Source organism: Ornithinimicrobium sp. CNJ-824 (assembly GCF_001942405.1).
Taxonomy (GTDB): domain Bacteria; phylum Actinomycetota; class Actinomycetes; order Actinomycetales; family Dermatophilaceae; genus Ornithinicoccus; species Ornithinicoccus kibberensis.
This window is the reverse complement of sequence record NZ_MKKA01000017.1, coordinates 18,970-41,067: the sequence shown is the minus strand read 5'-3', so window position 1 is coordinate 41,067 and position 22,098 is coordinate 18,970. Positions and strand designations below refer to the sequence as shown.

The following is a 22,098-nucleotide window of genomic DNA, read 5'->3' as shown; positions in this document are numbered from 1 at the left end:
CCGGATCCGCTACCAAGCGGGCACTCGTGACTATGTCGCCCGTCGCACCACCGAGGGCAAGACCACCCGAGACATCAAACGCTGCCTCAAGCGCTACGTCGCCCGAGACCTCTACCGACTCCTCGAGCACAGGCCCGCCCAGGCAACGCTTGACAGACCATAGGAGCGTCCTGCCCGTTCTCATCGGCGGTGAGGTCGACCATGCCGGTCAGCTCCTTGGGTCCGCGGCCGCCCTCCTCGGGCGCCTTGGTGGACACGTGGTGCCACACGTGCTCGTCCACCCCCAGGGTGGACACCCCGGCGAAGCGGGTCTCGTCTTCGGCCGCGGCGGCCAGGATCGGCTTGATCGCCGACCACACGGTGCGCCACCGCACGCCGAGCTGGCGGGCGGTGCCCTGCACCGAGGCGTGCTCGCGCCGGATCTGCGTGATGGCCCACCGCGCGGCCCTGGTGGTGAGCAGTCCACGAGGGCGGACCAGGTCCGGTTCCTGCTCGGTGAACGTGACCATCGCGCAGGCGTCCTCGCGGCACCGGTAGCGGCGCTTGCGCCACAGCAGCACGACCGGGGTGGTGAAGCACGGGGCGTCGACCAGGCGGACCGTCCGACGGCCCAGCGACTCGGCCACCACCCCGCAGGCCGGGCACCCGACCGGCCCCGGTGTCGACTCCACCGTGACGGTCAGCAGGTCCTCGCCGCGATCCACCGCGGTCACGTGCAGGCCCTCAAGGCCCAGAAGGAGGTCACAGCTGTGGCAGTACGCGCCGGCGGTGCCCAGGGCACGGCAGCACGACGTAGGCTCAGGCACGTCGAGGTCCTTGGCGATCGGGAGAGGTAGAAGTCCCCTGATCATCGGGGACCTCGACCCGTTCCGGCCTCACCCAGCCCGTCGGCGTGCCGCCCTCACCCCACCCTCAAAGACGAAGAGCCAGTTAACGGCGGAACACGCTTCCCAGATAGCCCAGTCAGTCTAGCTTGCGAACAAACTCGAGAATGCTAGCGCTACTCGATCCCCAGTTGAACCGGCCGCTGACATCCGGAGGCGCCGGCAATGCAGTCGTGCCAGAAACTACGGCCGCCAAAGCATCAGTGATCGAAACGCGGTCCAGAGGATCGAAGTAGACGGCCGAGTCTCCAGCTATCCACCGAAAAACGGAAATATCAGAGACTATGAGCGGGGTACCCACTGCGGCAGCCTCTACGAGCGGCAGTCCGAAGCCTTCATCAATACTTGGCATCACGAGTGCCACGGCCCGGCGGTACAGCGACCAGAGGTGCTCGTCCGTTACGTAATCGAGCAGCACGACACCGTTTCCACTTCTGATCGAACTCGCTCCGGCAAAGACACTAGAGTCGGCTCCACCCACGAGGACGAGTGAATAACTTTCGCGGATGTCCTTGGGCAGGGCCTCATAGGCTCGGATAAGCCTCGCAGTGTTCTTTCTTGGGTCTCTCGAGCCCACCCCCAGGAAGAACGGGTGACCCAGGTGTACCGGCGGCTCCGAGGACTCCACTAGTGGCGGGTTCACACCGTTGGGAGCAACCACAGAGGGCAGCCGATCCCCGAATAAGCTGTGATGTCGTTTTCGGGTACTGTCACTGACAAAAATGAGGCCCCTAGCACCAGATATCTGAGCCCTCAAGAGGGGTGCGTGTGTCGCTACATACCTGGGTGAGTACCATTCAGGGTTCGTCAAGACAAAATGATCGTGAATAGTCACGACATGCCTTGGATGCCACAATGGCCCTCGAGACGTCAGGGTGACGAGGCACTCACCCCAGGCCCGGGGGACCGCGAGTCCCTGGGCTGACATCCAGGCTCGTACACGCGAGGAGGGTACCGCGGAGGGGCGGGCGACGACTCCGGGAGCCGCGAGGAGGCGTCTAGATGTTTCTTGGGCGTACCGCTGCTGACCAGTGATGCGCTGCCCCTGCCAGCTCTGGTTGACGACGATGGTCATTCGCTGATCCGGTCCAGGATCTGCTCGAACGCGGCAACCCGCTCTTGCCAGTCCGGCACGTCGGAGGGCGTCACCGATGGAAGGTCGGCTGTAACGAGGTCCAAGACTCGTCCGGCGAAAGCTTGCCCTGAGGCCAAGTGCACGAGGCCAGAGGTATCGTCCCGGAACCCAGGAACCCGGGTAGCTACCACAGGCCGCCCAGAAGCCTTGTACTCATAGGCCTTAATGGGGTCGAGGCTCTCAGTGAAGGGGCTGATGACATGCGGGAGGATAAGCACGTCTGCATGTTGAAGGAACGCAGGGACACTGGCGCTGTGCACAGCCCCGAGGAGGTGAACACCTGCATTCCGAAGAAACTGTCTGTCATGTTCCTCCAGTGCCACCGGTCCAAGGAGAACGACCGATGCCGTTCCCATCAGATGTGCGGCCGTCTGGACGGTCAGGTCCAGATCCAGCCGGTCACGGTGCAAGGTTCCGACGTACAGGGCCACTCGCCCACTCGGTAACTCGCCTGGTCTCGGCCACGACGTCCTGTAGGCCCCGACGTCGACCGCGTTGGGAACGAGGTGCGCCGGGTTGGACGGCAGTCCCTTTGCCAGCAGCCTCGGCGAACAGACCACGATCGCATCACAGCGCTCCAGAAGGTGGCTCTCCTGAGCGCGGATGCGTTCCTGCTCCCGCTCGGGGCGGTCGGCGACAAGCCAGTCATCCGTGATGTCGTACAAGCTGCGCCATCCGGTCTCACGGAGGACAACGTCCCCTCCTGGGTCGTTGATCCACAGGACAGGCTCTCGGAATCCGATCCTGAAGGCTACCTTCGCGATGGCCGAGGCGCGCCTGCGGTCCCCTTCGGGGTCCCAGCGACGAGGTAGCACCTTCAGTTGCCGCAGAGCTTGGAGCCGGCCACTCCGGACCCCCTCCAACGAAACTCTCCGTAACCCTGATTTCCGCAGCTGAGGGCGATGACCCTTGGTGATCTCGTGCAGATGGTCTACGGGAGGTTCTACGAAGAGGACGCGATCGACTGACTTGCGGCGGAGTAGTCCCGCGACCAGGTGCTGATTCCGTCTCCACACGTCGTCCCAAGGCTCAAGGGAGACGACCACGAGGTCAGTCATCGAAGGACTTCCTGGTAGACCCGATCGGTCTGAGCCACCTGGCTGTCGATCGAGAAGGTGGACCGTTGAATTGTCTGCAGCTCAGCACCGTAGGATACGCGCTTCTCCTCATCCAGGCACAACTGCGACAACAAGTCACCGGCCTGCCGCCAATCCCCTGGGGCAAACAGGGAAGAACGTGAACTGAGGCCGACCGTCTCGGGATGCGCGCCGGAGTCACTGGCGACCACGGGCAGCCCGTGCGACATCGCCTCCAGCACCGCCATCCCGAGTCCTTCCACTCTGCAGGGAGACAGAAAGACACCTGCGCGTCTCATGAGGTCGTTCACGTCTGCTCGTTGTCCGAGGAAATCGACGGAGTCCGCAACTCCGAGGTCTATAGCCAAAGTTCGGAGTCTTTCGGCTTCGCCTCCCTCACCCGCGATCTGCAGCCGCCACCCCGGCGGCAAGGAGTGGGCAAAGGCCCTCAACGCAACCTCAGTCTCCTTCTCGGGCTGGAGTCGTTGCGCGACCAAAATGGTGCTATTCCGGGCTTCGCTGCTTCTTGGCTGGTCCGGCACGCCTGAATGCACCACAGTTGATCGTTCGCCCACGGCGCCGGCGACATAGTGGCTGATGGCGATCTGCGCCGCGATGCGACGGCTGATGAACCTCCCCGCCAGCCGACCTGGCGCGGTAGAGCCACGCGGTCGCGCAAAGTGCCTTGTGACTACCATCGGTGTACCCAGAGATGCGATGGAGGCTGCGAACTCGGCGGCCGTCATATGGGCATGAACGACCTCCGCTCCCCGGGCGTAACGACGTACGCGCCCCACCGTCTCGGGCAACGTAGCAGCGGATTCGAGCCGCACTGTGGTCTGAGCCAGTGCTCCCCGCATCCGTCGTGGGTCGCCACCTACGACAGCAACATCGTGCCCAAAGGCAGCCTGGCCACCGGCCAGTGTGGCGACGTGACGCTCAACACCGGCGAACCCGTCCGAACGGATTACGTGAAGGACTCTCATCGCGAGAGGTCATCCTTAGAATCCATCTGATCAAAGAGTTCAAGGTACTTCGCTGCTACGATGTCCCAGCTCATTGTCTCGGCGATCGACCTCGCCCGACGCCGCACCTCCTCTGGCGCCACATCTGCTGCCGCGAGCGCAGCCAACCCGCCGCAGACACCCTCCGACGTTCTCTCCACGATCTTCGAGACCTCGTCATTAGCCAGAAGCTCGGGCACGGAGCCCACCGGGGTCGCCACCACCTGGAGTCCAGCGGCGAGCGCTTCGAGAACGACCAGGGGGTTAGCTTCGTAGGCGCTTGGGAGAACCAGCACGTCGGAGGCTGACAAAGCCTGTCGAGGGTCGGGTAGCGTCCCAGCCAGTGCACACGGGACGCGAGGTGTGGTGCCAGCCCCTTGCGCCCACGTCGCACCTGCTCAGCTGTGCCGCCCACCACGACAGCGTGGTGATCGGGCAGGCCAGGAAGCGCCCCGAGCAGGAACTGCAGGCCCTTGCGGTCGTACTCGTGGCCCACAAAGACGGCCACCCACACACCCTCAGGTATGCCTAGCGCACGCCTGGCCTCCGCCCGCTCGGCAGGCGACGTTGGTGAGTAGCGGTCCAGATGCACACCGTTGGGGATAACGACCACCTCCTGGGGCGACAGTCCGTACTGGTGGATCAAGGATTGGCGGTCTGCCTCGCTCAAGTTGACGACGACGCGGTGGACACCTGCCCGGTATCGATACGCGTCCCTGACCGAAGTGAACAGATGCAAGGGGTTGCGCACCATACGCCAGAAGAAGCGCCCACGCGCCCTCATCGCTGTGGCCAACAAGCCGTGATTGATGTAGACATCGCCCGCGAGCGCGTCGTTATGGCACACCGTGACGGCCCCCGGTGGAAGGTCCCGAATCACGCGCCGTGCGCGGATTGTCCCCACGCTGCTGAACCACACCACACGGCTGGCGAGCCTGATGCGCCCACGTAGACCGGGGCCAAGAGATGACAAGGGGCCACACCCCGCCTCCTCGGGCCCGAACCTGCGGACGTCGTGCCCGAGCGCGAGCCATCTGTCTTCCAGGGCTTCCGCGACGCCACCGACGCCAGTGCCTGTGCCGAACTCAGGTGAAATTTGAAGGATGATCATCCCGACACCAACGCTCCGGACTCGTGGCCCGCCCGGCTCTGTCGCCTCTCAGCAGCCTCACTGGCTACCCCGAGACACACTCCTATGAGCAGGAAGGGCGCGGACACCCCGATACTCACCCAGAAGAGATCGAACTGAGCTTGTCCTAATCGAGACAAGGCCAGCGCGAGCGCGAGCGTGCCGTAGTCAGCGTTCATCCGAAGGAGAACGACGATGAGTCCCACCCACAGGGTTAGAAAGGCCGCTAGGCCCACAACGCCCGTCGAGGCCATGACCTCGAGGAAGGCGTTCGGCGGCTGGAACGCCGCCGGGGCTTCAGCTTGGGTCCAGTAGCGCAGACCGTGGCCCACCAAGGGTGCTTCACGCCAGATCCGGATCGAGTCGGCATACCAATCCAGTCGCTGAAACCAGGAGTTGTGGATGTTGCCTGAGGCGATCTGGTCGCGGGCCATGGTCAGGACGATGTAGACCATGGGGATCGCCGTGGCTAGGGCGAAAGTGGCCCGACGACGCTCGCCGTGTCTCCGCAACGAAACCACAAGAATGCCTACGGCGAGGCCGACGATCGCCTGACGGGCCTGAGACACGGCGAGTGCGCTGAGGAGCACCAGCAGCAACGGCAGGGCCCATCTCCGCGACAGTCCGGCCCACCGGGGTCTGGCGTAGACCAAGACGGCCGCGATGGCCATAAGATTACCGATGAAATTCTTGTGCATCGGCCACGGCCATTGAGGGTAGACCGCACCGAAGTCCCCTCGGGCGTACTGGAGGATCGCTTGGCCGATGGTCGGAAGCGCTAGAGCTAAGCAGGCTGCGAGGAACAAGCGCACTCCAAGACGGGCATGTCCGGAGGCGCCTACGTGCCACCCGACCAGGAGGGCACCAGACACCAGCAACCACGCATGCCCCCACTCCACCGTGTTAGCGAAATACGGGTTAGCAACGAGCGTGAACAGGGTTGCAGACTGGTAGATGGCGTTCAGCCAGAGGAGTTTCCGCATGGGGTCGCTGAGCGGACGCGGCGCGAAGAGCAGTGCTGGCCAGAAGGCCAGCCCCAGCATCCAGTCGGAAATGGTCATATCTACCGGGCCAGCACCAAAGCGGGCCACGACCACGATCAGAGGCATGGCCAGGAGGGGGAGCAGCACCGGCTGAGCGAGCGCGAAGGTGGCGACACACATCAGGACGACGCCGCCAACGACAAGTAACGGCTGCTGCGGTAGTGCGTAGCCCACCAGCAGGGCGAGCGCGACTGCGCTGACCGTAAGGGCAATGAGGGCCGGAAGCCTGAGGCGTTCATGCCATGGAGTCATGCGTGCACCCCTCGCGGGCCGGTCTGCCGAACTGTTCTCGCTCAATTCGCTTGGGCCCTCTACATAGGAGGGTCGCACGCATCCGGGCGTGCTCGGCGCGTCCACCGGGGAGAAGTGCGGAACGTAACGCTGCGCCCATGACCTGCGCCGACCGCGCGCTCTGCCAGCCAGCACCACCGAAATGCTTCCGGAAGTATCGCTCCTGCCCGGCGTGGAAGTGGACCTCCCGGCGCTGCGGGTCAGTCGAGGTGGCAGCCCCGAAGTGCACAGCAGTCACCTCGGGCACCAGCCGGTGGTGCCAGCCCATGAGCGAGGCCCGCTTGGCCCAGTCGGTCTCCTCTGCGTAGAGGAAGAAGTCGTCGTCGAAGCCACCGACCTGCTCCAGCGCCTCCGCACGAAGCAGCAGCACCGACCCGATGACGTAGTCCTCATGCCGGTCGTTGAGCCGGCCCAGGCCTTTGGCCTCGATCCAGGACCGCACGGGGGTGGGGAAGGGCCAGGCGACCCGTGCCGGCCGACCGTCTGCGTCAACCTGGGCCGGTGCGACGCTGGCCAGATCGGGGTCCGCACGCAGGGCTCGGTGGAGCTGGCGCACGCCGTCGACGTCGACGATCGCGTCAGGGTTGAGCAGGAGCACGTCGGAGCCGGGGGTCTGACGGTGGGCCAGAGCGTGGTTCACGCCGGCGGCGAAGCCGCCGTTCCATCCCGGGTCGAGGTAACGGACGCCCAGCTCGGCGCACAGGTCCCGGATCTCCGGCAAAGAGGAGTTGTCGACGACGGTGACCGTCAGCTCACGGACGGGCTCCAGTGCGGAGCGCAGCAGCTCGGGCGAGCCGTAGGCCACGACCACCGCCTCCGGGTCGGTCGTGTCCGCGACCTCGCTGCGGGTCGAGTGCGTCATCCGGCGGTAGACCTCGTCGTAACGCTGGGCCACCCGCTCCCAGGAGCATTCCTGGGCGCGCTCTAGACCAGCCTGATGCAACCGCTCCCAGAGTCCCGGCTCACGGCCTACGCGCAGCAGCGCCTCTCCCAGGGCGGCCGGGTCGCCTTCCGGCACCAGCAGTCCCGCCTCCCCGACGACATCCGGCAGCGCCCCGCTGTCGCTCGCCACGACCGGGACACCCGCCGCCATCGCCTCGACGACGACCCGGCCGAACTGCTCAACCCACCCCGGCGTGGTCAGCGACGGCACCGCCAGCACGTCCATCCCCTGCAGCAGCCCGGGGAGCTCCTCCTGGGTCGCGGCGCCGGCGAAGCGCACCCGCTCGCTCAGCCCGGGCTCGTCGGGGCGTTGCCGCAGCTCCTCCTCCTGGGGCCCGGCACCGACGACGGTCAGCTCCAGCTCGGGGTGGGCGGCCACGGCGTCCAGCAGCACGTCGACCCCCTTGTGGGGGGCGAGGCGACCGACATACCCGACCTGCACCGGGGCATCAGCCACCGGGGGGCGACGGTCGGCCGGGGAGAACCGCTCGACGTCGACCCCGAGCGGGATGACGTCGGGCACGCCGGGGAAGCCCTTGCGCCGGCAGATCTCACCCGCCTCGTTGTTGCAGACGATAAGGGCCCGCGCGTGCCGCAGCGTCCACCGCTCCCACCAGCGGAAGGGCACGGGGTAGCGCTTGTCGATGTTCTGCGCGGAGTAGAGGGCGTAGGGCGCCCGGTTGCGGCGGATCGTGCGCATCCCGAGGGACATGAACGTGCTGACGGCGAACGGCTCCTCGTGCAGGTCGAGCACGTCCCACCGCTCCCCCAGGGCCCGCCAGATCGGCCGCGGGTCGTACGCGAACAGGGCCGGATGATGTCCAACGGTGGCGACCGGCACCACGTCCCCGTCCTTCTCCCCGGGGTCGGGTCGGAGGGTGACGACGGCGCCCCCCTCGTCCCACCGACGGGCGGAGAGCAGACGGACGTCGTGCCCCAGCCGACGCAGCTCGCGCTCCCTGGCTCTCCAGGCTGTCATCACCCCGCTGTGGAAAAGGCGGAGGACGCGCATACGGGTAGGATACGGGTGATTTCGTCGACGGGAGGAGGGCCCCGTGACCGTCCGTGACTTCCTCACCACGCTGCGCCAGCGGTGGAGGTTGGTGCTGGCGACGATGCTGGTGGTGGTCGCGGCCACGGCCCTGGCGACCCTGCAGACCCGTCCCGTCTACGAGTCCTCCACGCGCGTCTACCTGCTGGCCAACAACCAGAGCGACTCGGCCAACGTCTACAACATGCCGGCGGCCGAGCTGGCCACGGTCATCCAGGTCGCCACCTCGCCGATCGTGCTGGACCCGGTCCGCGAGCAGCTCGGCGTCGCCCCCGGCACCATGCTGAACGTCTCGGCCGAGCGCTCCGGCGACACCCCCCTGCTGGACGTACGGGTCCGCGCGCACGACGCGCAGGTCGCCGCCGACGCGGCGACGGCGGTGCCGCAGCAGCTCGCGGCGGTCGCGCGCAACTTCTCGCCCATGCTCGCCACGAGCGGTCAGTCGGTTAGCGCCGAGACGATCGTCCCGGCGTCGGTGCCGAACCGTCCGATCGAGCCCGACCCGCTGCGCAACCTCGCCCTCGGCGCGCTCGCCGGCCTCCTCCTCGGGGTCGCCTTCGCCGTGGCCCGCCAGGCCCTTGACCAGCGGGTCCGGGAGGTGCGCGACATCGACGCGCTGTCCGACCGCCCGGTCCTCAGCAGCGTGCCCTTCCGCAAGGACGACGACCCCCACGCGCTCTACCTCGACATCGACCCGTTCGGTCCGCAGGCCGAGGCCGTCCGTCGCCTGCGGACCAACATGATGTTCGTCGACGTCACGACGGGCAAGCACTCCTTCGTCGTCAGCTCGACGCTGCCCGGGGAGGGGAAGACGACGACGGCGATCAACCTGGCCCTGGCGATGTCCGACGCCGGGACCAAGGTGCTGCTCATCGACGCCGACCTGCGCCACCCCTCGGTCGCCACCAACATGGGCCTGGAGGGGGCCGTCGGCCTGACCACCGTGCTCCTCGGCGACGCCGAGCTGGAGGACGTCGTCCAGCGGTGGGGCGGCACGAACCTGCACGTGCTGGCCTCCGGCGAGACCCCGCCCAACCCCAGCGAGCTGCTCGGGTCGACCAAGATGCAGGACCTCTTCGACCGGCTCAGCGAGGACTACGACTTCATCCTCGTCGACACCCCGCCCGTCCTGCCGGTGACCGACGCGATGGTCATCGAGAAGCTCACCGGCGGCATGCTGCTGGTCGTCGCCTCGGGCGAGACCCGCAAGCGGCACCTGTCCGAGGCGCTGCGCACCCTCGAGACGACCGAGACCCACATCGCCGGGTTCGTGCTGACCAAGTCGCCGCCGCAGCCGAGCGCCTACTACAACTACTACAACGGGGACGACGCCCCCACCCGCCCGGAGGGTGCCCGGAACCGGCGCCGTCGACCCAGCCGCCGCGACCGCCGGATGCAGGCGTCCCGTCCGCACGCCGAGGCGGCGGCCCGGGCCCGGGCCGACCGGGCACGGCTCACGGAGAGCAGCGAGGGGCTGGAGTTCCGTGCCCGCAGCCGGCGGCGGATCGACGAGCGGGCCGACCAGAGCTAGGCCGGCCGTCCGACGACGGCGCCCAGACGCTGGAGGTCGTCGAGCACCTCGACCAGGACCTCGTCGTCGACCTCCTGCGTGGTGACCTGCAGGGCGTCGGCCGTCCGGTCGCGGAGCTCGGGCAGATCGGTGCTCACCAGCGACGTCCGGGCGACCACCGCTGCCGCCCCGGTCACGACGTGGATCTCACCCGTGCGCACGGGAGCGAGGTAGAGCGTCCCCCCGTGCTCTCCGTCTTCGGGGCGGTCGACCATCCCCCATCCGTCAGCCAGGACCCACCGGGCCTGCCCGGGGCTCACCGTGCCCCGCCCGGTCGGGCGCGCCACAGCTCCAGACCGGCCCGCCGGCCACGGTCGAGGAACTCCACGGCGACCTCCCAGGCGGTGGGCTCGTGCCCACGGGTGTTCGCCAGGTGCTCGGTGTTGACCATCGGTGCCCGGACGACGAGGCCGACCTTGCCCAGGACCGTGGGCTGGGCCTTGACCCGGGCCCGCCACTCGGCCACCCGACTCCCGTCCCGCGCGACCGCGTGCCACAGGTCGTGCTCTCGGTGGCCCCGGACCCGGTCCAGCTCGTCCAGGGCGGCGGCCCAGCCCACCTCTGCACCCACCTGCGGGACGAGCGCCACGACCTCGCCGCCCAGCCGAGGGTCGTCGACCAGCTCGGCGAGCCTGGGCTGGGTGCGAACCGTGGCCCCGTTGCGGGCCTCGTTGAGCGCGAAGATCAAGGCCTGCCCGGCCTCGTCCGGCACGGGGCACGCGACCGCCGCCAGCTCCCGCCTCTGGCGCCGGGCCCAGAGGACGTCGAACGCGGTCTCGTCCGGCCTGGTGCCGGGGAAGAACCGGTGCACGTCGGCATACCCCAGGTGGTCGTGCCAGTAGGTCTGGGCGTGCCCGAAGGGCGACCCGGTGCGGAACCTCGAACGACGACGCCACCCGGTCGCCTCGACGGCGGAGACGAACCGCTCCACCTGGCTGGGCCGGACCAGCACGTCCGCGTCGCTGCCGCCCGACGCCCGCGAACGCCATCTGGGCTCGAACGCGATCCCCTTGATGTGCACCAGGTCGACCCCCTCCTGGTCGGCCAGGTGCTGCAGCGCGGCGTGGGCGAACTCGATGCGCACCTCCATCGGCACCTCGGCGGTCGGGACGTCCTGCACGCGCCCCATCGTGCCACCCCGGTGGTGCTCGATCTCGACAGGCGAGGACGACGCCGGCCGCATACCCTGGCGTGCATGCCCGCCCAGACCGAAGTCGTCGTCGTCGGGGCCGGTCTCGCCGGTCTCACCTGCGCCCTCACCCTCCAGGAGCACGGGATCTCCGTGCGCGTCCTCGAAGCCTCCGACGGTGTCGGCGGCCGGGTGCGCACCGACGTCGTCGACGGGTTCCGGCTGGACCGGGGCTTCCAGGTGCTCAACCCGGCCTACCCGATGGTCAGGGAGCTGGTCGACCTCAAGGCGCTGGACCTGCGGAAGATGACCGCCGGCGTCGCGATCCGCTCCGCCCGCACCGAGGAGCTGCTCGTCGTCGCCGACCCGCGCCGCGAGCCCCAGCTCCTCGCGCAGACCCTGCGCTCGGGCAAGCTGCACCCCGCCAGCGTGGCCTCGCTCGCCCGCTGGGCGGCACCGGCCCTGAGCACGAGCAACCTGCTGGCCAACGTCGAGGACGACGTGCCCCGCCGCCGGTCGATGGACGACGCCGGGTTCGTCGGTCCGCTGCGCAAGATCGTCGACGGCTTCCTCGCCGGCGTGCTGCTCGAGGACGACGGCAGCACCTCGACCGTCTTCACCCAGCTGCTCGTCCGCACCTTCGCCCTCGGCACCCCCGGACTGCCGGCGCAGGGCATGCAGGCGCTGCCCGAGCAGCTGGCCGCCCGGCTGACCACCCCGGTCGAGCTCGGCAAGGAGGTCGCCGAGGTCAGCTCCGGACGGGTCCGGACCGTCGACGGCGAGGACATCACCGCCGACCTGGTGGTCGTCGCCACCGACCCGACCACGGCCGGCCACCTGACCGGGCGGCCGGCCAAGCCCGGCAAGGGCTACACGACCCACTGGTATGCCGTCACCCACCCGCCCACCGACCTCAAGGCCGTCGTCATCGACCAGCGGGAGAACCCGGGGCCGGTGGTCGTCTCATCCGTCGTGACCAACGTGGCCCCCGGCTACGCCCCCGACGGGCGCGCCCTCGTCCAGGCGAGCAGCCTCTGGCGGGGCGGGCAGGACCCCGTTGTCGACGAGGACGTGCTGCGGCACGTGGGCGGGCTCTACGGCGTGGACACCACCGACTGGCAGCTGCTGCGCCGCGACGACATCCCCTACGCCCTGCCGGCCGAGCCGGCGCCGTTCCAGGAGCGGGCGGCGATGGAGGTCGCCGAGGGCCTCATCGTCGCCGGCGACCACATGGACATGGCCTCGATCGACGGGGCGATGACCAGCGGGCAGCGGGCGGCCGAGGGCTACCTGCACCGGCGGGGCCTGCTCGACCAGGCCGGTTGACGGCGGTCAGCCCACCAGCGGCTCGGGCATCTCCTCCGGTGCCGGCTCGTCGACCCGGCCGCCGCTGAGCTTGTCGACCACCATGGCGATCGCACCGTCACCGGTGACGTTCGTCGCGGTGCCGAAGCTGTCGATGGCGATGTAGGTCGCGATCATCAGGCCGACCTGCGGCTCGGTGAAGCCCAGCATCGAGGACAGCAGCCCCGACGCGGCGAAGATCGCGCCGCCCGGCACGCCCGGAGCGGCCACCATCGTGATGCCGAGCATGAGGATGAAGCCGATGAAGATCGGCGCGTTGATCTCGATGCCGGCCAGCACCATCACGGCCAGGGAGAACGACGCGATCTTCAGCGTCGACCCGGCCAGGTGGATGGTCGCGCACAGCGGCACGGTGAACGACGCCACCTGCGGCCGCACGCCGATCTCGATCGCCTGACGCAGCGTCACCGGGATCGTGGCCGCCGAGGACGAGGTGCCCAGCGCGGTCAGGTAGGCCGGCGACATCGTCTTCAGCGCCTTGAGCGGGTTGCGGCCGGTCATCGACCCGGCGATGACGTACTGCAGGAGCAGCAGCACGGCGGTCATCGCGAAGACGAGCACGATGACGCCGAGGAAGGTCGCGATCACCTCCGCGACCTGGCCGGCGACCGTCATGTTGAGGAAGATGCCGAAGATGTAGACCGGCAGCAGCGGGATGATGACCTTGGCGATGACCGTCTCGATGATCGTCCGCAGCTCGTTGAACCCGCGCTGCAGCCCGTCGGTCGGCAGCACCGTCAGCCCCAGGCCGACGACGAACGACAGCACGAGCGCGGTCATCACGCCGAACACCGGGGCCATCTCGACGGTGAAGTAGGGGCCGAGCAGCGCCTCCTCGGGGTTGGTCAGCTCGGTGAAGTCGCCTGCCTGCAGCATCCGCGGCAGCAGCGCCCAGCTGATGAGGAAGGCCATCAGCCCGGCGAACACCGTCGACCCGTAGGCGATCCCGGCGGTCACCCCCAGCCACTTCCCGGCCCCGCGCCCCAGCTCGCCGATCGCCGGGGTGATGAGCCCCACGATGATCAGCGGGATGATGAACCCCAGAAAGCTGGAGAACAGCCCGTTGAAGGTGACGAAGACCCGCACCACCGCCTCCGGCAGGAACAGGCCGAAGCCAATGCCCAGCACGATGGCGATCCCGATCCGGGGCAGCAGCCCGAGCTTCCTCATACCGTGATGGTCCCACCGCCACCGATCGGGGCAAGTATGGTGCGCCTACCGGCGGGTCACCTCACCGGTGCGGAAGACTGGGCGCATGACGGACACCAGCCGCACCCCGGCCAGCCCGCCCACGCTCGCGGTCATCGGCGCGGGATCGGTCGGCGCCACCATCGCCTACGCGGCGCTCGTCCGCGGCACCGCCCGCCACGTCGTCCTGCACGACGTCAACGCCGCCAAGGTCGAGGCCGAGGTCCTCGACCTCAACCACGGGCTGGCGTTCACCCCCATGGGGCAGGTCGAGGGCAGCGACGACATCGAGGTATGCCGTGGGGCCCGGGTCGTCGTCGTGACCGCCGGCGCCAAGCAGCAGCCCGGGCAGAGCCGGATGGAGCTGGCCGAGTCGACCCTCAACCTGACCCGCAAGCTCATGCCCCGCCTCGTCGAGGTCGCCCCGGACGCGACCTACGTCATGGTGACCAACCCGGTCGACGTCGTCACCACCGCCGCGCTGAGGGTCACCGGTCTGCCGGCCAACCAGCTCTTCGGCTCGGGCACCGTCCTCGACTCCTCCCGCCTGCGGCACGCGATCGCCACCCGGCTCGGGGTCGCCGTGACGAGCGTGCACGCCAACGTGGTCGGCGAGCACGGGGACACCGAGTTCCCGCTGTGGAGCTCGGCCAGCGTCGGGGGCGTCCCGCTGCTCGAGTGGGACGCCCTGCACGGCGGCCTGGACGAAGCCACCCGCGAGGAGATCGCCGAGGACGTCATGCGCTCGGCCTACCGGATCATCGCGGGCAAGGGCGCCACCAACTACGCCGTTGGCCTGGCGGTGTGCCGGATCGTCGAGTCCGTCCTGCGGGCCGAGCACGCCGTCCTGCCGGTCTCGACCTGGCTGGACGACTACCGCAGCCTCAGCGACGTGAGTCTCTCGGTGCCGACGGTCGTCGACCACCGCGGCGCCGGCGAGCGTCTCCTCGTGCCGATGACCGACGAGGAGGTCGCGCTGCTGCGACGCAGCGCGGACTCGATCAGGGCGACGGCGCAGCGGTTCGGGTTCTGACCTTCTCCGCCCGCGGCATACCCCTCAGGTGGTGACCGCGGAGGTGCCCTCCCGCGCCTGCTCGCGCTCCACCTTCGCCTTCGGCCCGTAGTAGAAGATGCCGGCGCCGAGGGCGACGAGGAAGGTGATGAGCATCGCGATGAACAGCGGCCAGATGCCGGTGAGGTAGATGATCGGCACCGCCAGGGCGGTCACCATGCCGCCGCCGAAGAACGGCTCGAAGATGAGCTGCTTGTAGCCGAACGCCTCGAACGCCGGGCTCTTGGCGTCGGGGTCGGTGATCCGCATGAGGATCAGACCGGTCGCCGTCACGCCCATCGACTGGCCGAAGTCGCCGATGCCGCGCTCGAACCAGTAGCGGCCGATGATGCGCGGCGCCAGCCACAGGAAGAGGGCGACGTTGACGCCGATCCCGGCCAGGGCCAGCAGGGTGAACGCCCCGATGTTGGCGCCGATCGCCATGAGGGACAGGGTGCCGATGGCCGCGACGATCAGGAAGTCCAACGCCCAGCCCTGGATGCGCAGCATCATCTGGTGGTCGATGAGGTGGTCCACGTTCAGCGCGGCGGCGATCGCCTGCAGGATGACCCCGCCGATGAGGGCGAGCGGGAACAGCGGGACGTAGGCGAAGACCTCCAGCGGGGTGGAGTCGTTGAGCATGACCGAGGAGTAGGTCTGTGCCTCGATCCAGCGCAGCGCCTCGAGGATCCCCCAGCCGATGAGGATGGCCACGGCGACGAGGGCCATGTGCAGCGACAGCGGCTCGACCGAGGCGGGGCGGGAGGTCATCGTGGCGGCGGGGTAGTACTCGTCCTTGCTGAACAGGCCCTTCTGCTCGTCGACGGACGCCTTGACGTCGCCCTTGAGCAGCTCGGTGCGGCCGGTGCGCACGCCCCAGTTGATGAGGGCGATCCCGATGACCACACCGCCGACGATGCCGACGGTCGCCAGGCCGACGGCCAGGTCGGCGCCCTCGGTGAAGCCGAGCTCCTCCATCACCCCGCGCATGCCGGCGGCGGTGCCGTGGCCGCCCTCGAAGCCGATCTCGATGAGCGCTCCGGTCATCGGGCTGGCGCTGAAGACGGGCACGAGGATCAGGGCGGCGATGAGGAGGCCGACGACGTACTGGCTCGAGCCCAGCGCGACGCCGAGCGAGAGCTGGGGCCCGACCAGGTTGGCGGCCCGCTTGGGGCTGGGCAGGTCCTGGCCGAGGAACATCGTGGCGAAGACGACGCTGATGAGCAGGCCGGGCAGGGCAACCCAGACGGTGCGCATCTCCTCGGTGAACACCCCGGCCTCGGAGAGCGCGGGGACGAGCTGGCCCAGGACCTGCGGGCCCAGCAGCAGGATGAGGAAGCCGCCGATGATCGAGCTGGGCAGGAAGAGCCGCTGCACCCAGCCGACCTTGACGCGGATGACCTTGCCCAGGAGCAGGAACAGTCCGAGGATCAGGAGTGCGAAACCGATCTGGTTGGGAGACATGCCGATCACCTTCGTCCGGGGTCAGTCCCGGCGAGTGTGGCACAGGGCGGGTCGGCGCGCTCGTCAGCCGGGAGAGACGACCAGGGCCGCGCCGGCCGCGCCCTCCCCGCACCCGTCCGGCAGCCCCTCGAACCGGTCCAGCGGGACGGCCACGGCGTCCAGCTGCAACGGCCCGCCCACCTCGATCGTCACGTCCCCCCACGTCACCGACGGCCGGTTGCCGGCGGACAGCTCGGTCCCCTCGGGGAGCACGAGCAGCGCGGGCGGGCCCTGACGGTCCAGGGCCAGGCAGCCGCCCGGGCCGGTGACGAGCTGGCCGGTGATGGGTGAGGACTCGCCGGACAGCACCACGCTCGTGGTGACCAGGACGATGCCGCGGTCGGACACCGTCTCGACCGGCAGCGGCCCGGTGTCGGCGGAGGTGGCCTCGGCCTCGTCGTCCGGGACGGCGTCCACGACCGGAGGCGGGTCCGGCTCCTCGACCTCCTGCTGGGCGCAGCCGGAGAGGGCCAGCGCCACGGCCGCGGCGGCCAGGGTGGCCCGCGCCGCCCGGGCGCGCGGCCGTGCGCCGGGGGTCACGAGGTCCGCAGCTCGCGCTTGAGGATCTTGCCGGTGGCGCCCTTGGGCAGCTCCTCGATGAGGTGGACGGTCCGCGGGTACTTGTACGGCGCCACCTGCGAGCGCACGTGCTCGACCAGTTCCCCCTCGGTCGCCTGCGCACCCGGCGCGAGCACGACATACGCGCTGACCTCCTCCCCCAGCTCAGGGTGGGGCACGCCGACGACAGCCGCCTCCGCGACCGCCGGGTGCTCGTAGAGCAGCTCCTCGATCTCGCGCGGGTAGACGTTGAGCCCGCCGCGGTTGATCATGTCCTTCTTGCGGTCGACGATGAAGTAGTAGCCGTCCTCGTCGAAGCGGGCCAGGTCGCCGGAGTGGAACCACCCGTCGGCGTCGATGGCCTCGGCGGTGGCCTCGGGCTTGCCCCAGTAGCCCTTCATGATGTTCTCGCCGCGGATGCAGATCTCCCCGATCCCGCCCTCGGGCTCCTCCCCCTCGCCCACGGTGCCGGCGAGCTTCATCTCCACCCCGCGGACGGGTATGCCGATCGAGCCCGCCTTGCGCTCCCGGTCGGGGTGGTTGAAGGAGGCGACCGGGCTGGTCTCGGACAGGCCGTAGCCCTCGAGGATCTGGCAGCCGAAGGTGTCCTCGAACCGGCGCATCAGCTCCACCGGCAGGCTGGCCCCGCCGGAGACGGCCGTCCGCAGCGTGGACAGGTCGGGGACCTGGCCGGCGACGCCGGTGGCGTGGGCCAGCATGGCGCCATACATCGTGGGGACGCCCTCGAAGACGGTGACCCGGTCGCGCTCCATGACCTCCAGGGCCTTGCCCGGCTCGAACCGCGGGATCATCGTCAGCGCCGCGCCGGCGGCCACCGCGGTGTTGAGCGCGCAGGTCATCCCGAAGACGTGGAACAGCGGCAGGCAGCCCATGACCACGTCCTCGGGGCCGAGGTGCAGCAGCGTCTCGGTCGTGGTGGCCTGGTTGGTCTGCAGGTTGTCGTGGGTCAGCTCGGCGCCCTTGGGCCGGCCGGTGGTGCCCGAGGTGTAGAGGATGACGGCGGTGTCGTCGCCGGCGCGCTCGACGACCTCCTCGACCGGGTCGGTGGCCTCCTCGCCGTGGACGTAGGAGCTCAGGCCCTCCGGGCCGACCGCGAGAACGGGGACGCCGGCGGCCTCGGCGGCGGCGCTGACCTCGTCGCCAGGCATGGCGACGAGGAGGCTGGCGCCGGAGTCCTCGAGGTAGTACTGGATCTCGCGCCGCTTGAACAGCGGGTTCATCGGCACGACGATCCCGCCCAGCCGCAGCGTGGCGTAGTAGATCACCGGGAAGGCCGGGACGTTGGGGAGCATGAGCGCGACCCGGTCGCCGACGCCGATGCCCCGGCTGCGCAGCCACCCGGCGAGCTGGCGGGCGGAGAGCTCCAGCTCGGCGTAGCTGAGCCGGACGTCGTCCAGGACGATCGCGGGGCGGTCGCCGTGCCGCTCGGCGGTGCGGGTGAGGTTGCTGGCGATGTTGGCGGTCATGGGTTCATCCTGCCCGCCGTGCCACGGCGGCCGCGGCCACCCCTGCCGCGACGAGGGTGGTGAGGCAGCCGATCGGCAGCGGCAGGCAGCAGCCGCCGACGGTGACGCGGGTGTTGCCCCGGCGCCAGGTGCGGCCGGGCAGCGGTCCCAGGCCGCCGGGCTCGGAGGTCCACCCCTCCGGCTGCTGGGCGCGCCGGCGCGCCTCGTCCTCGGCCCAGGGGTCGGCCGGTTCGGCCCCGGGCGGCTGGTCGGGATCGGGGAGGCCGTCGCGGGGACCGGGGCTGGGGAAGGTCATGGGCCGATCGTGGCACCGTCACCGCGGTTCGGCAGGTCGAGGACGTTCGGCAGGTCGAGGCCGCTCTGAGCTCACATCCGGTGGTCGGTGTGCTCCTTGACCGGCAGCATCGCCAGGGCGCCGGCCGCCAGGATGAGCACGATGCCGAGGATCCCCCAGTACTGCGTGTTCTCCTCGCCGGTGACACGGGCGCCCAGCCAGATGCCCAGGCCGAAGGCCGCCGGGGACAGGAACGAGACCACCCGGCCGGTCGTGGCGTAGAGCCCGAAGATCTCCCCACTCTTGCCCTCCGGGATGAGCCGGGCGAGGAACGACCGGGACGCCGCCTGGGCGGGCCCGACGAAGACGGTCAGCCCGAGGCCGAGCACCCAGAAGACGGTCTTGCCCCCGTCGTGGAGGAAGAAGATCAGCAGGCCGAGCATGACGAGGGAGAACAGGGACAGCAGGATGACCTTCTTGGGACCGAACCGGTCGTCGACCGCGCCGAACCCGATCGTGGCCACCCCCGCCACGATGTTGGCCGCGGCGCCGAAGATGATCACCTCGCCGGCGCTCATCCCGAAGGTCCCGGCAGCGAGGACGGCACCGAAGGCGAAGACCCCGGCCAGCCCGTCCCGGAACAGGGCCGAGGCCAGCAGGAACCAGACCGTGTGCCGGGAGGTGCCCCACAGCCGCCGCACCGTGCCGAAGAGCAGCCGGTAGGAGTCGACGATCCCCACCCGGGGCGCCCGCGGCACCGGGCGGTCCTTGAGGGCGGTGAGCGCCGGGATGGTGAAGAGGGCGATCCAGATGCCGCACATGAGCATCGAGACCCGGATGTCCAGGCCCTCGTCCCCGGTGACCCCGAACAGCCCCACCTCGGGGGAGATGAAGAGGAAGTACATCGCCAGCAGGGCCACGATGCCGCCCAGGTAGCCGAACCCCCAGCCGTAGCCGGAGACCCGCCCGACGGTCCGCGGGGTGGCCACCTGCTCGATGGTGGCGTTGTAGTTGACCCCGGCGATCTCGGAGACCACCGAGCCCACCCCGAGCAGCACGAGCCCCAGGGCCAGGTATGCCGGGTCAGGCTTGACGAGGAAGAGCGCCGCGGCGATCAGCGCCAGCAGCCAGGTCTGCCAGCGCAGGTTGCGCACGGTGCGCCCGGACCGGTCGGAGTTCTGCCCCAGGACCGGGGCCAGCGCAGCGACGAACAACCCGGCGACCCCGGTCGCCAGGGCGAGCATCTGGGAGGTGTAGTTCGTCGAGCCGAAGCTCTCGCCGGTGATGTAGACGGCGAAGACGAAGGTGGTGATGACGGTGTTCCAGGGCTGGCTGCCCCAGTCCCAGAACGCCCAGGCCGTGATCTTGCCAAGACCCGCTCCCCCGGACGCCTCGAGGGAGGTGGTGACCTTGGCGGGGTCGAGGGTCCCCGTCGGGGCGGGGTCGGCCGGCCGGCGCTCGCCCGGGCCGGTCACGGTGTCGTCGTCAGCGGTGGCCACGCGACCGACCGTAGAGGATCAGGCCCGCGCGGGGGGCTCGGCACGGCCGTAGCCGTCGAGGTCGGGCCGTCCGCGAGGGGATGGCTCAGGCCGACGGGACGACGACCGTCCCGGTGCCGCCCTCGACGGCCCTGGCGATCGACGGCAGCGAGGTCACCACGGCCCGTGGGCCGCCGCCCTCGACGAACCGGGTCACGGCGTCCACCTTGGGAAGCATCGAGCCGACGCCGAACTCGCCGGCCTCGATGTGGCGCCGCATCGTCGCGGCGTCGACCTCGCCGATCGGCCGGGCCTCCGGGGTTCCCCACCGCAGCACGGCGTGCTCCACGTCGGTGGCGATGACCAGCAGGTCTGCACCGACCTGGCGGCTGAGCAGGGTCGCGGTGAGGTCCTTGTCGATGACGGCCTCGATCCCCTCGTAGCCGCCGGCGGCCGACGCGACGACCGGGATCCCGCCGCCGCCGGAGGAGACGACGAGGAAGCCCTGCCCGACGAGCGCCTCCACCGCGGGGGCGTCGACGATCTCCCGCGGCTCGGGCGAGGGCACGAGCCGCCGCCACCCCTTGGTGCCCTCGTCCCGCCACGACTGCCCCTGCTCGGTCATCCGGGCGGCGTGCTCGGCGTCGTTGTAGGGGCCGACGGCCTTCGTCGGTTGGTCGAACGCGGGGTCGTCGGGGTCGACGAGCGTGCGGGAGACGAGGGTGGCGACCGGCCGGGGCGTGCCGACCGCGGCGAGGCGGCGCTCCAGGGCGTTCATCAGGGTGAAGCCGATCGTCCCCTGCGTCTGCGCGCCGCACCAGTCGAGGCTCACGGGCGTCAGCAGGTGGGCGGACAGCTCGTTCTTGAGCAGGATGTTGCCGACCTGGGGCCCGTTGCCGTGGGTGACGACGACCTCGTGACCGGCGGCGACGAGCGTGGCGATGTGCCCGGCAGCCTCCTCGATGGCGGCCCGCTGGTCGTCCGGGCTCGAGCTGCCGTCGGTGGCGGTCATGGCGTTGCCCCCGAGGGCGACGACGATCCTCATGCAGGTGTCCTTCGGTCGGTCCGGCGACGGTGCCGGAGGGTCATCGGGCGTGCCTGCGCAGCAGGTCGGTCCAGGTGGTGGGCGGGCGGTCGAGCAGTCGGGCCAGCGGCTGCGGGTCGGCGACGAAGCCGGTCTCGTCGTAGGCCCGGAACATCGCCTCCAGGTCGGCGGCCGCACCGGGGTCCAGCCCGGCCCCCGGGCCCGCCCGCCACTCCTCGACGGTCGTCGCGGCGGCGGTGACCGGCCGGCCCACGATGCGGGTGGCGGCCTCGGCCAGGTCGGCGACCGTGAGGTCCTCAGGCCCGGCGAGCACGTGCGTCGACCCGGGCTCGAGCTCGCCGGCGAGGGCGGCCGCGGCCACCTCGGCGACGTCGTCCAGGTCGACCAGGCTGAACGGCGCGTCCAGCCGGTAGGGCACCTCGATGCGCCCGTCCAGCGCCGGCGCCAGCAGGTTCTGCTGGTAGGCGCACGGCCGCAGCACGACCGCGTCGGGCCGCACCGCGCGCAGCTCGCGCTCGGCCCGCCCCTTGCGCACGTGGTGCGGCATCCGGGCGTCGTCGGGGTCGGCGACCGAGTGGTAGACGACCCGGGCCACGCCCACCTGCTCCGCCACCCGTGCGGCCCGGGCGACGACGTCCACCTCCGCGGGGTGCACGTTGGGCACGATCAGGTATGCCGCGTCCGCGCCGCGGAGGGCGTCCACCAGTCCCTCCCCGGTCAGCAGGTCGGCGAGGGACCGGTCGGCGCCGTCGGGCAGCTCGCCGGGTCCACCGGGGGAGGCCTCGTGCCGCGAGGTGCCCCGGACGTGCAGGCCCCGGCGCAGTGCCGCGCGGGCCACGGCACGACCGGTCTTGCCGGTCGCGCCGAGCACCGTGACGGTCGCCGCGTCCACGCC

Annotated in this window: 20 protein-coding genes and 1 pseudogene; 3 read left to right on the top strand and 18 right to left on the bottom strand. The window is 69.9% G+C overall.

Annotation, left to right across the window (positions count from 1 at the left end):
- Window positions 1–86: 86 nt before the first annotated feature.
- The 8 genes and pseudogenes from BJF81_RS08315 to BJF81_RS08275 all read right to left on the bottom strand — a co-directional run bounded on the left by BJF81_RS08315 (window position 87) and on the right by BJF81_RS08275 (window position 8,483).
- Window positions 87–704 (bottom strand): helix-turn-helix domain-containing protein, encoded by a 618-nt coding sequence (locus BJF81_RS08315; RefSeq protein ID WP_158068644.1) that lies wholly within the window; start codon window positions 702–704, stop codon window positions 87–89.
- A gap of 259 nt (window positions 705–963) precedes the next feature.
- Window positions 964–1,812, bottom strand: a complete 849-nt coding sequence (locus tag BJF81_RS08310) for a glycosyltransferase family 4 protein (RefSeq protein WP_342447105.1) — start codon at window positions 1,810–1,812, stop codon at window positions 964–966.
- Between the two features lie 143 nt (window positions 1,813–1,955).
- Window positions 1,956–3,077, bottom strand: a complete 1,122-nt coding sequence (locus BJF81_RS08305) for a glycosyltransferase (protein ID WP_075957945.1) — start codon at window positions 3,075–3,077, stop codon at window positions 1,956–1,958.
- A complete protein-coding gene (locus tag BJF81_RS08300; protein WP_075957944.1) occupies window positions 3,074–4,081 on the bottom strand; it encodes a glycosyltransferase family 4 protein in 1,008 nt (335 codons plus the stop codon). The genes BJF81_RS08305 and BJF81_RS08300 overlap by 4 nt, the downstream gene beginning before the upstream one ends.
- Window positions 4,078–4,443, bottom strand: a complete 366-nt coding sequence (locus BJF81_RS17975; protein WP_083664092.1) for a glycosyltransferase — start codon at window positions 4,441–4,443, stop codon at window positions 4,078–4,080. The genes BJF81_RS08300 and BJF81_RS17975 overlap by 4 nt, the downstream gene beginning before the upstream one ends.
- Before the next feature lie 245 nt (window positions 4,444–4,688).
- Window positions 4,689–5,210, bottom strand: a pseudogene (locus tag BJF81_RS21470) (glycosyltransferase); the annotation flags it as partial.
- The gene (locus BJF81_RS08280; protein ID WP_075957941.1) at window positions 5,207–6,523 is read right to left on the bottom strand and encodes an O-antigen ligase family protein; all 1,317 of its coding nucleotides are present in this window, start codon (window positions 6,521–6,523) and stop codon (window positions 5,207–5,209) included. The pseudogene BJF81_RS21470 and the gene BJF81_RS08280, both read right to left, overlap by 4 nt.
- Window positions 6,507–8,483 (bottom strand): glycosyltransferase, encoded by a 1,977-nt coding sequence (locus tag BJF81_RS08275; RefSeq protein ID WP_237770117.1) that lies wholly within the window; start codon window positions 8,481–8,483, stop codon window positions 6,507–6,509. The genes BJF81_RS08280 and BJF81_RS08275 overlap by 17 nt, the downstream gene beginning before the upstream one ends.
- Before the next feature lie 76 nt (window positions 8,484–8,559).
- Between BJF81_RS08275 and BJF81_RS08270 the strand changes: the two genes are divergently transcribed.
- Window positions 8,560–10,086 (top strand): polysaccharide biosynthesis tyrosine autokinase, encoded by a 1,527-nt coding sequence (locus BJF81_RS08270; protein WP_075957939.1) that lies wholly within the window; start codon window positions 8,560–8,562, stop codon window positions 10,084–10,086.
- On the opposite strand, the gene BJF81_RS17405 is transcribed toward BJF81_RS08270, so the two are convergent.
- Both BJF81_RS17405 and BJF81_RS08260 read right to left on the bottom strand, forming a co-directional pair.
- A complete protein-coding gene (locus BJF81_RS17405; RefSeq protein ID WP_143780740.1) occupies window positions 10,083–10,286 on the bottom strand; it encodes a hypothetical protein in 204 nt (67 codons plus the stop codon). The genes BJF81_RS08270 and BJF81_RS17405 overlap by 4 nt on opposite strands.
- Window positions 10,287–10,381: 95 nt before the next feature.
- Window positions 10,382–11,254, bottom strand: a complete 873-nt coding sequence (locus tag BJF81_RS08260; RefSeq protein ID WP_143780739.1) for a nucleotidyltransferase family protein — start codon at window positions 11,252–11,254, stop codon at window positions 10,382–10,384.
- A gap of 66 nt (window positions 11,255–11,320) precedes the next feature.
- On the opposite strand from BJF81_RS08260, the gene BJF81_RS08255 reads away from it, so the two are divergent.
- The gene (locus BJF81_RS08255) at window positions 11,321–12,580 is read left to right on the top strand and encodes an NAD(P)/FAD-dependent oxidoreductase (protein WP_075957936.1); all 1,260 of its coding nucleotides are present in this window, start codon (window positions 11,321–11,323) and stop codon (window positions 12,578–12,580) included.
- A gap of 6 nt (window positions 12,581–12,586) precedes the next feature.
- Here the strand turns inward: BJF81_RS08255 and BJF81_RS08250 are convergent, their stop codons facing one another.
- Window positions 12,587–13,789, bottom strand: coding sequence for a dicarboxylate/amino acid:cation symporter (locus BJF81_RS08250; protein WP_075957935.1), 1,203 nt, complete (start codon window positions 13,787–13,789; stop codon window positions 12,587–12,589).
- An 85-nt stretch (window positions 13,790–13,874) separates the two neighbouring features.
- Here BJF81_RS08250 and BJF81_RS08245 point away from each other — a divergent pair, with 85 nt between their 5' ends.
- A complete protein-coding gene (locus BJF81_RS08245; RefSeq protein ID WP_075957934.1) occupies window positions 13,875–14,840 on the top strand; it encodes an L-lactate dehydrogenase in 966 nt (321 codons plus the stop codon).
- A gap of 24 nt (window positions 14,841–14,864) precedes the next feature.
- Here the strand turns inward: BJF81_RS08245 and BJF81_RS08240 are convergent, their stop codons facing one another.
- From BJF81_RS08240 to BJF81_RS08210, 7 genes are all read right to left on the bottom strand, one after another.
- Window positions 14,865–16,322, bottom strand: coding sequence for a sodium/glutamate symporter (locus BJF81_RS08240; RefSeq protein WP_075957933.1), 1,458 nt, complete (start codon window positions 16,320–16,322; stop codon window positions 14,865–14,867).
- 63 nt (window positions 16,323–16,385) lie between these two features.
- Window positions 16,386–16,901: a hypothetical protein gene (locus BJF81_RS08235; protein ID WP_075957932.1), complete on the bottom strand. Its 516-nt coding sequence runs from the start codon at window positions 16,899–16,901 to the stop codon at window positions 16,386–16,388.
- A complete protein-coding gene (locus tag BJF81_RS08230) occupies window positions 16,898–18,406 on the bottom strand; it encodes a long-chain-fatty-acid--CoA ligase (RefSeq protein ID WP_075957931.1) in 1,509 nt (502 codons plus the stop codon). Before BJF81_RS08230 ends, BJF81_RS08235 begins: the two co-directional genes overlap by 4 nt.
- A 4-nt stretch (window positions 18,407–18,410) precedes the next feature.
- Window positions 18,411–18,701, bottom strand: coding sequence for a hypothetical protein (locus tag BJF81_RS08225; RefSeq protein WP_075957930.1), 291 nt, complete (start codon window positions 18,699–18,701; stop codon window positions 18,411–18,413).
- 71 nt (window positions 18,702–18,772) lie between these two features.
- The gene (locus tag BJF81_RS08220) at window positions 18,773–20,179 is read right to left on the bottom strand and encodes an MFS transporter (protein WP_237770116.1); all 1,407 of its coding nucleotides are present in this window, start codon (window positions 20,177–20,179) and stop codon (window positions 18,773–18,775) included.
- An 85-nt stretch (window positions 20,180–20,264) separates the two neighbouring features.
- A complete protein-coding gene (locus BJF81_RS08215) occupies window positions 20,265–21,203 on the bottom strand; it encodes a carbamate kinase (RefSeq protein WP_075957929.1) in 939 nt (312 codons plus the stop codon).
- 40 nt (window positions 21,204–21,243) lie between these two features.
- Complete coding sequence (locus BJF81_RS08210; protein WP_083664091.1) at window positions 21,244–22,095, bottom strand: NmrA family NAD(P)-binding protein; 852 nt, start codon at window positions 22,093–22,095, stop codon at window positions 21,244–21,246.
- Window positions 22,096–22,098 lie beyond the last annotated feature (3 nt).

Coding starts and splice junctions, on each gene's coding strand:
- BJF81_RS08310 (WP_342447105.1), bottom strand. CDS start 1,812: ATGTCAGCCCAGGGACTCGCGGTCCCCCGGGCCTGGGGTGAGTGCCTC.
- BJF81_RS08305 (WP_075957945.1), bottom strand. CDS start 3,077: ATGACTGACCTCGTGGTCGTCTCCCTTGAGCCTTGGGACGACGTGTGG.
- BJF81_RS08300 (WP_075957944.1), bottom strand. CDS start 4,081: ATGAGAGTCCTTCACGTAATCCGTTCGGACGGGTTCGCCGGTGTTGAG.
- BJF81_RS08280 (WP_075957941.1), bottom strand. CDS start 6,523: ATGACTCCATGGCATGAACGCCTCAGGCTTCCGGCCCTCATTGCCCTT.
- BJF81_RS08275 (WP_237770117.1), bottom strand. CDS start 8,483: ATGACAGCCTGGAGAGCCAGGGAGCGCGAGCTGCGTCGGCTGGGGCAC.
- BJF81_RS08260 (WP_143780739.1), bottom strand. CDS start 11,254: ATGGGGCGCGTGCAGGACGTCCCGACCGCCGAGGTGCCGATGGAGGTG.
- BJF81_RS08255 (WP_075957936.1), top strand. CDS start 11,321: ATGCCCGCCCAGACCGAAGTCGTCGTCGTCGGGGCCGGTCTCGCCGGT.
- BJF81_RS08250 (WP_075957935.1), bottom strand. CDS start 13,789: ATGAGGAAGCTCGGGCTGCTGCCCCGGATCGGGATCGCCATCGTGCTG.
- BJF81_RS08245 (WP_075957934.1), top strand. CDS start 13,875: ATGACGGACACCAGCCGCACCCCGGCCAGCCCGCCCACGCTCGCGGTC.
- BJF81_RS08240 (WP_075957933.1), bottom strand. CDS start 16,322: ATGTCTCCCAACCAGATCGGTTTCGCACTCCTGATCCTCGGACTGTTC.
- BJF81_RS08230 (WP_075957931.1), bottom strand. CDS start 18,406: ATGACCGCCAACATCGCCAGCAACCTCACCCGCACCGCCGAGCGGCAC.
- BJF81_RS08225 (WP_075957930.1), bottom strand. CDS start 18,701: ATGACCTTCCCCAGCCCCGGTCCCCGCGACGGCCTCCCCGATCCCGAC.
- BJF81_RS08215 (WP_075957929.1), bottom strand. CDS start 21,203: ATGAGGATCGTCGTCGCCCTCGGGGGCAACGCCATGACCGCCACCGAC.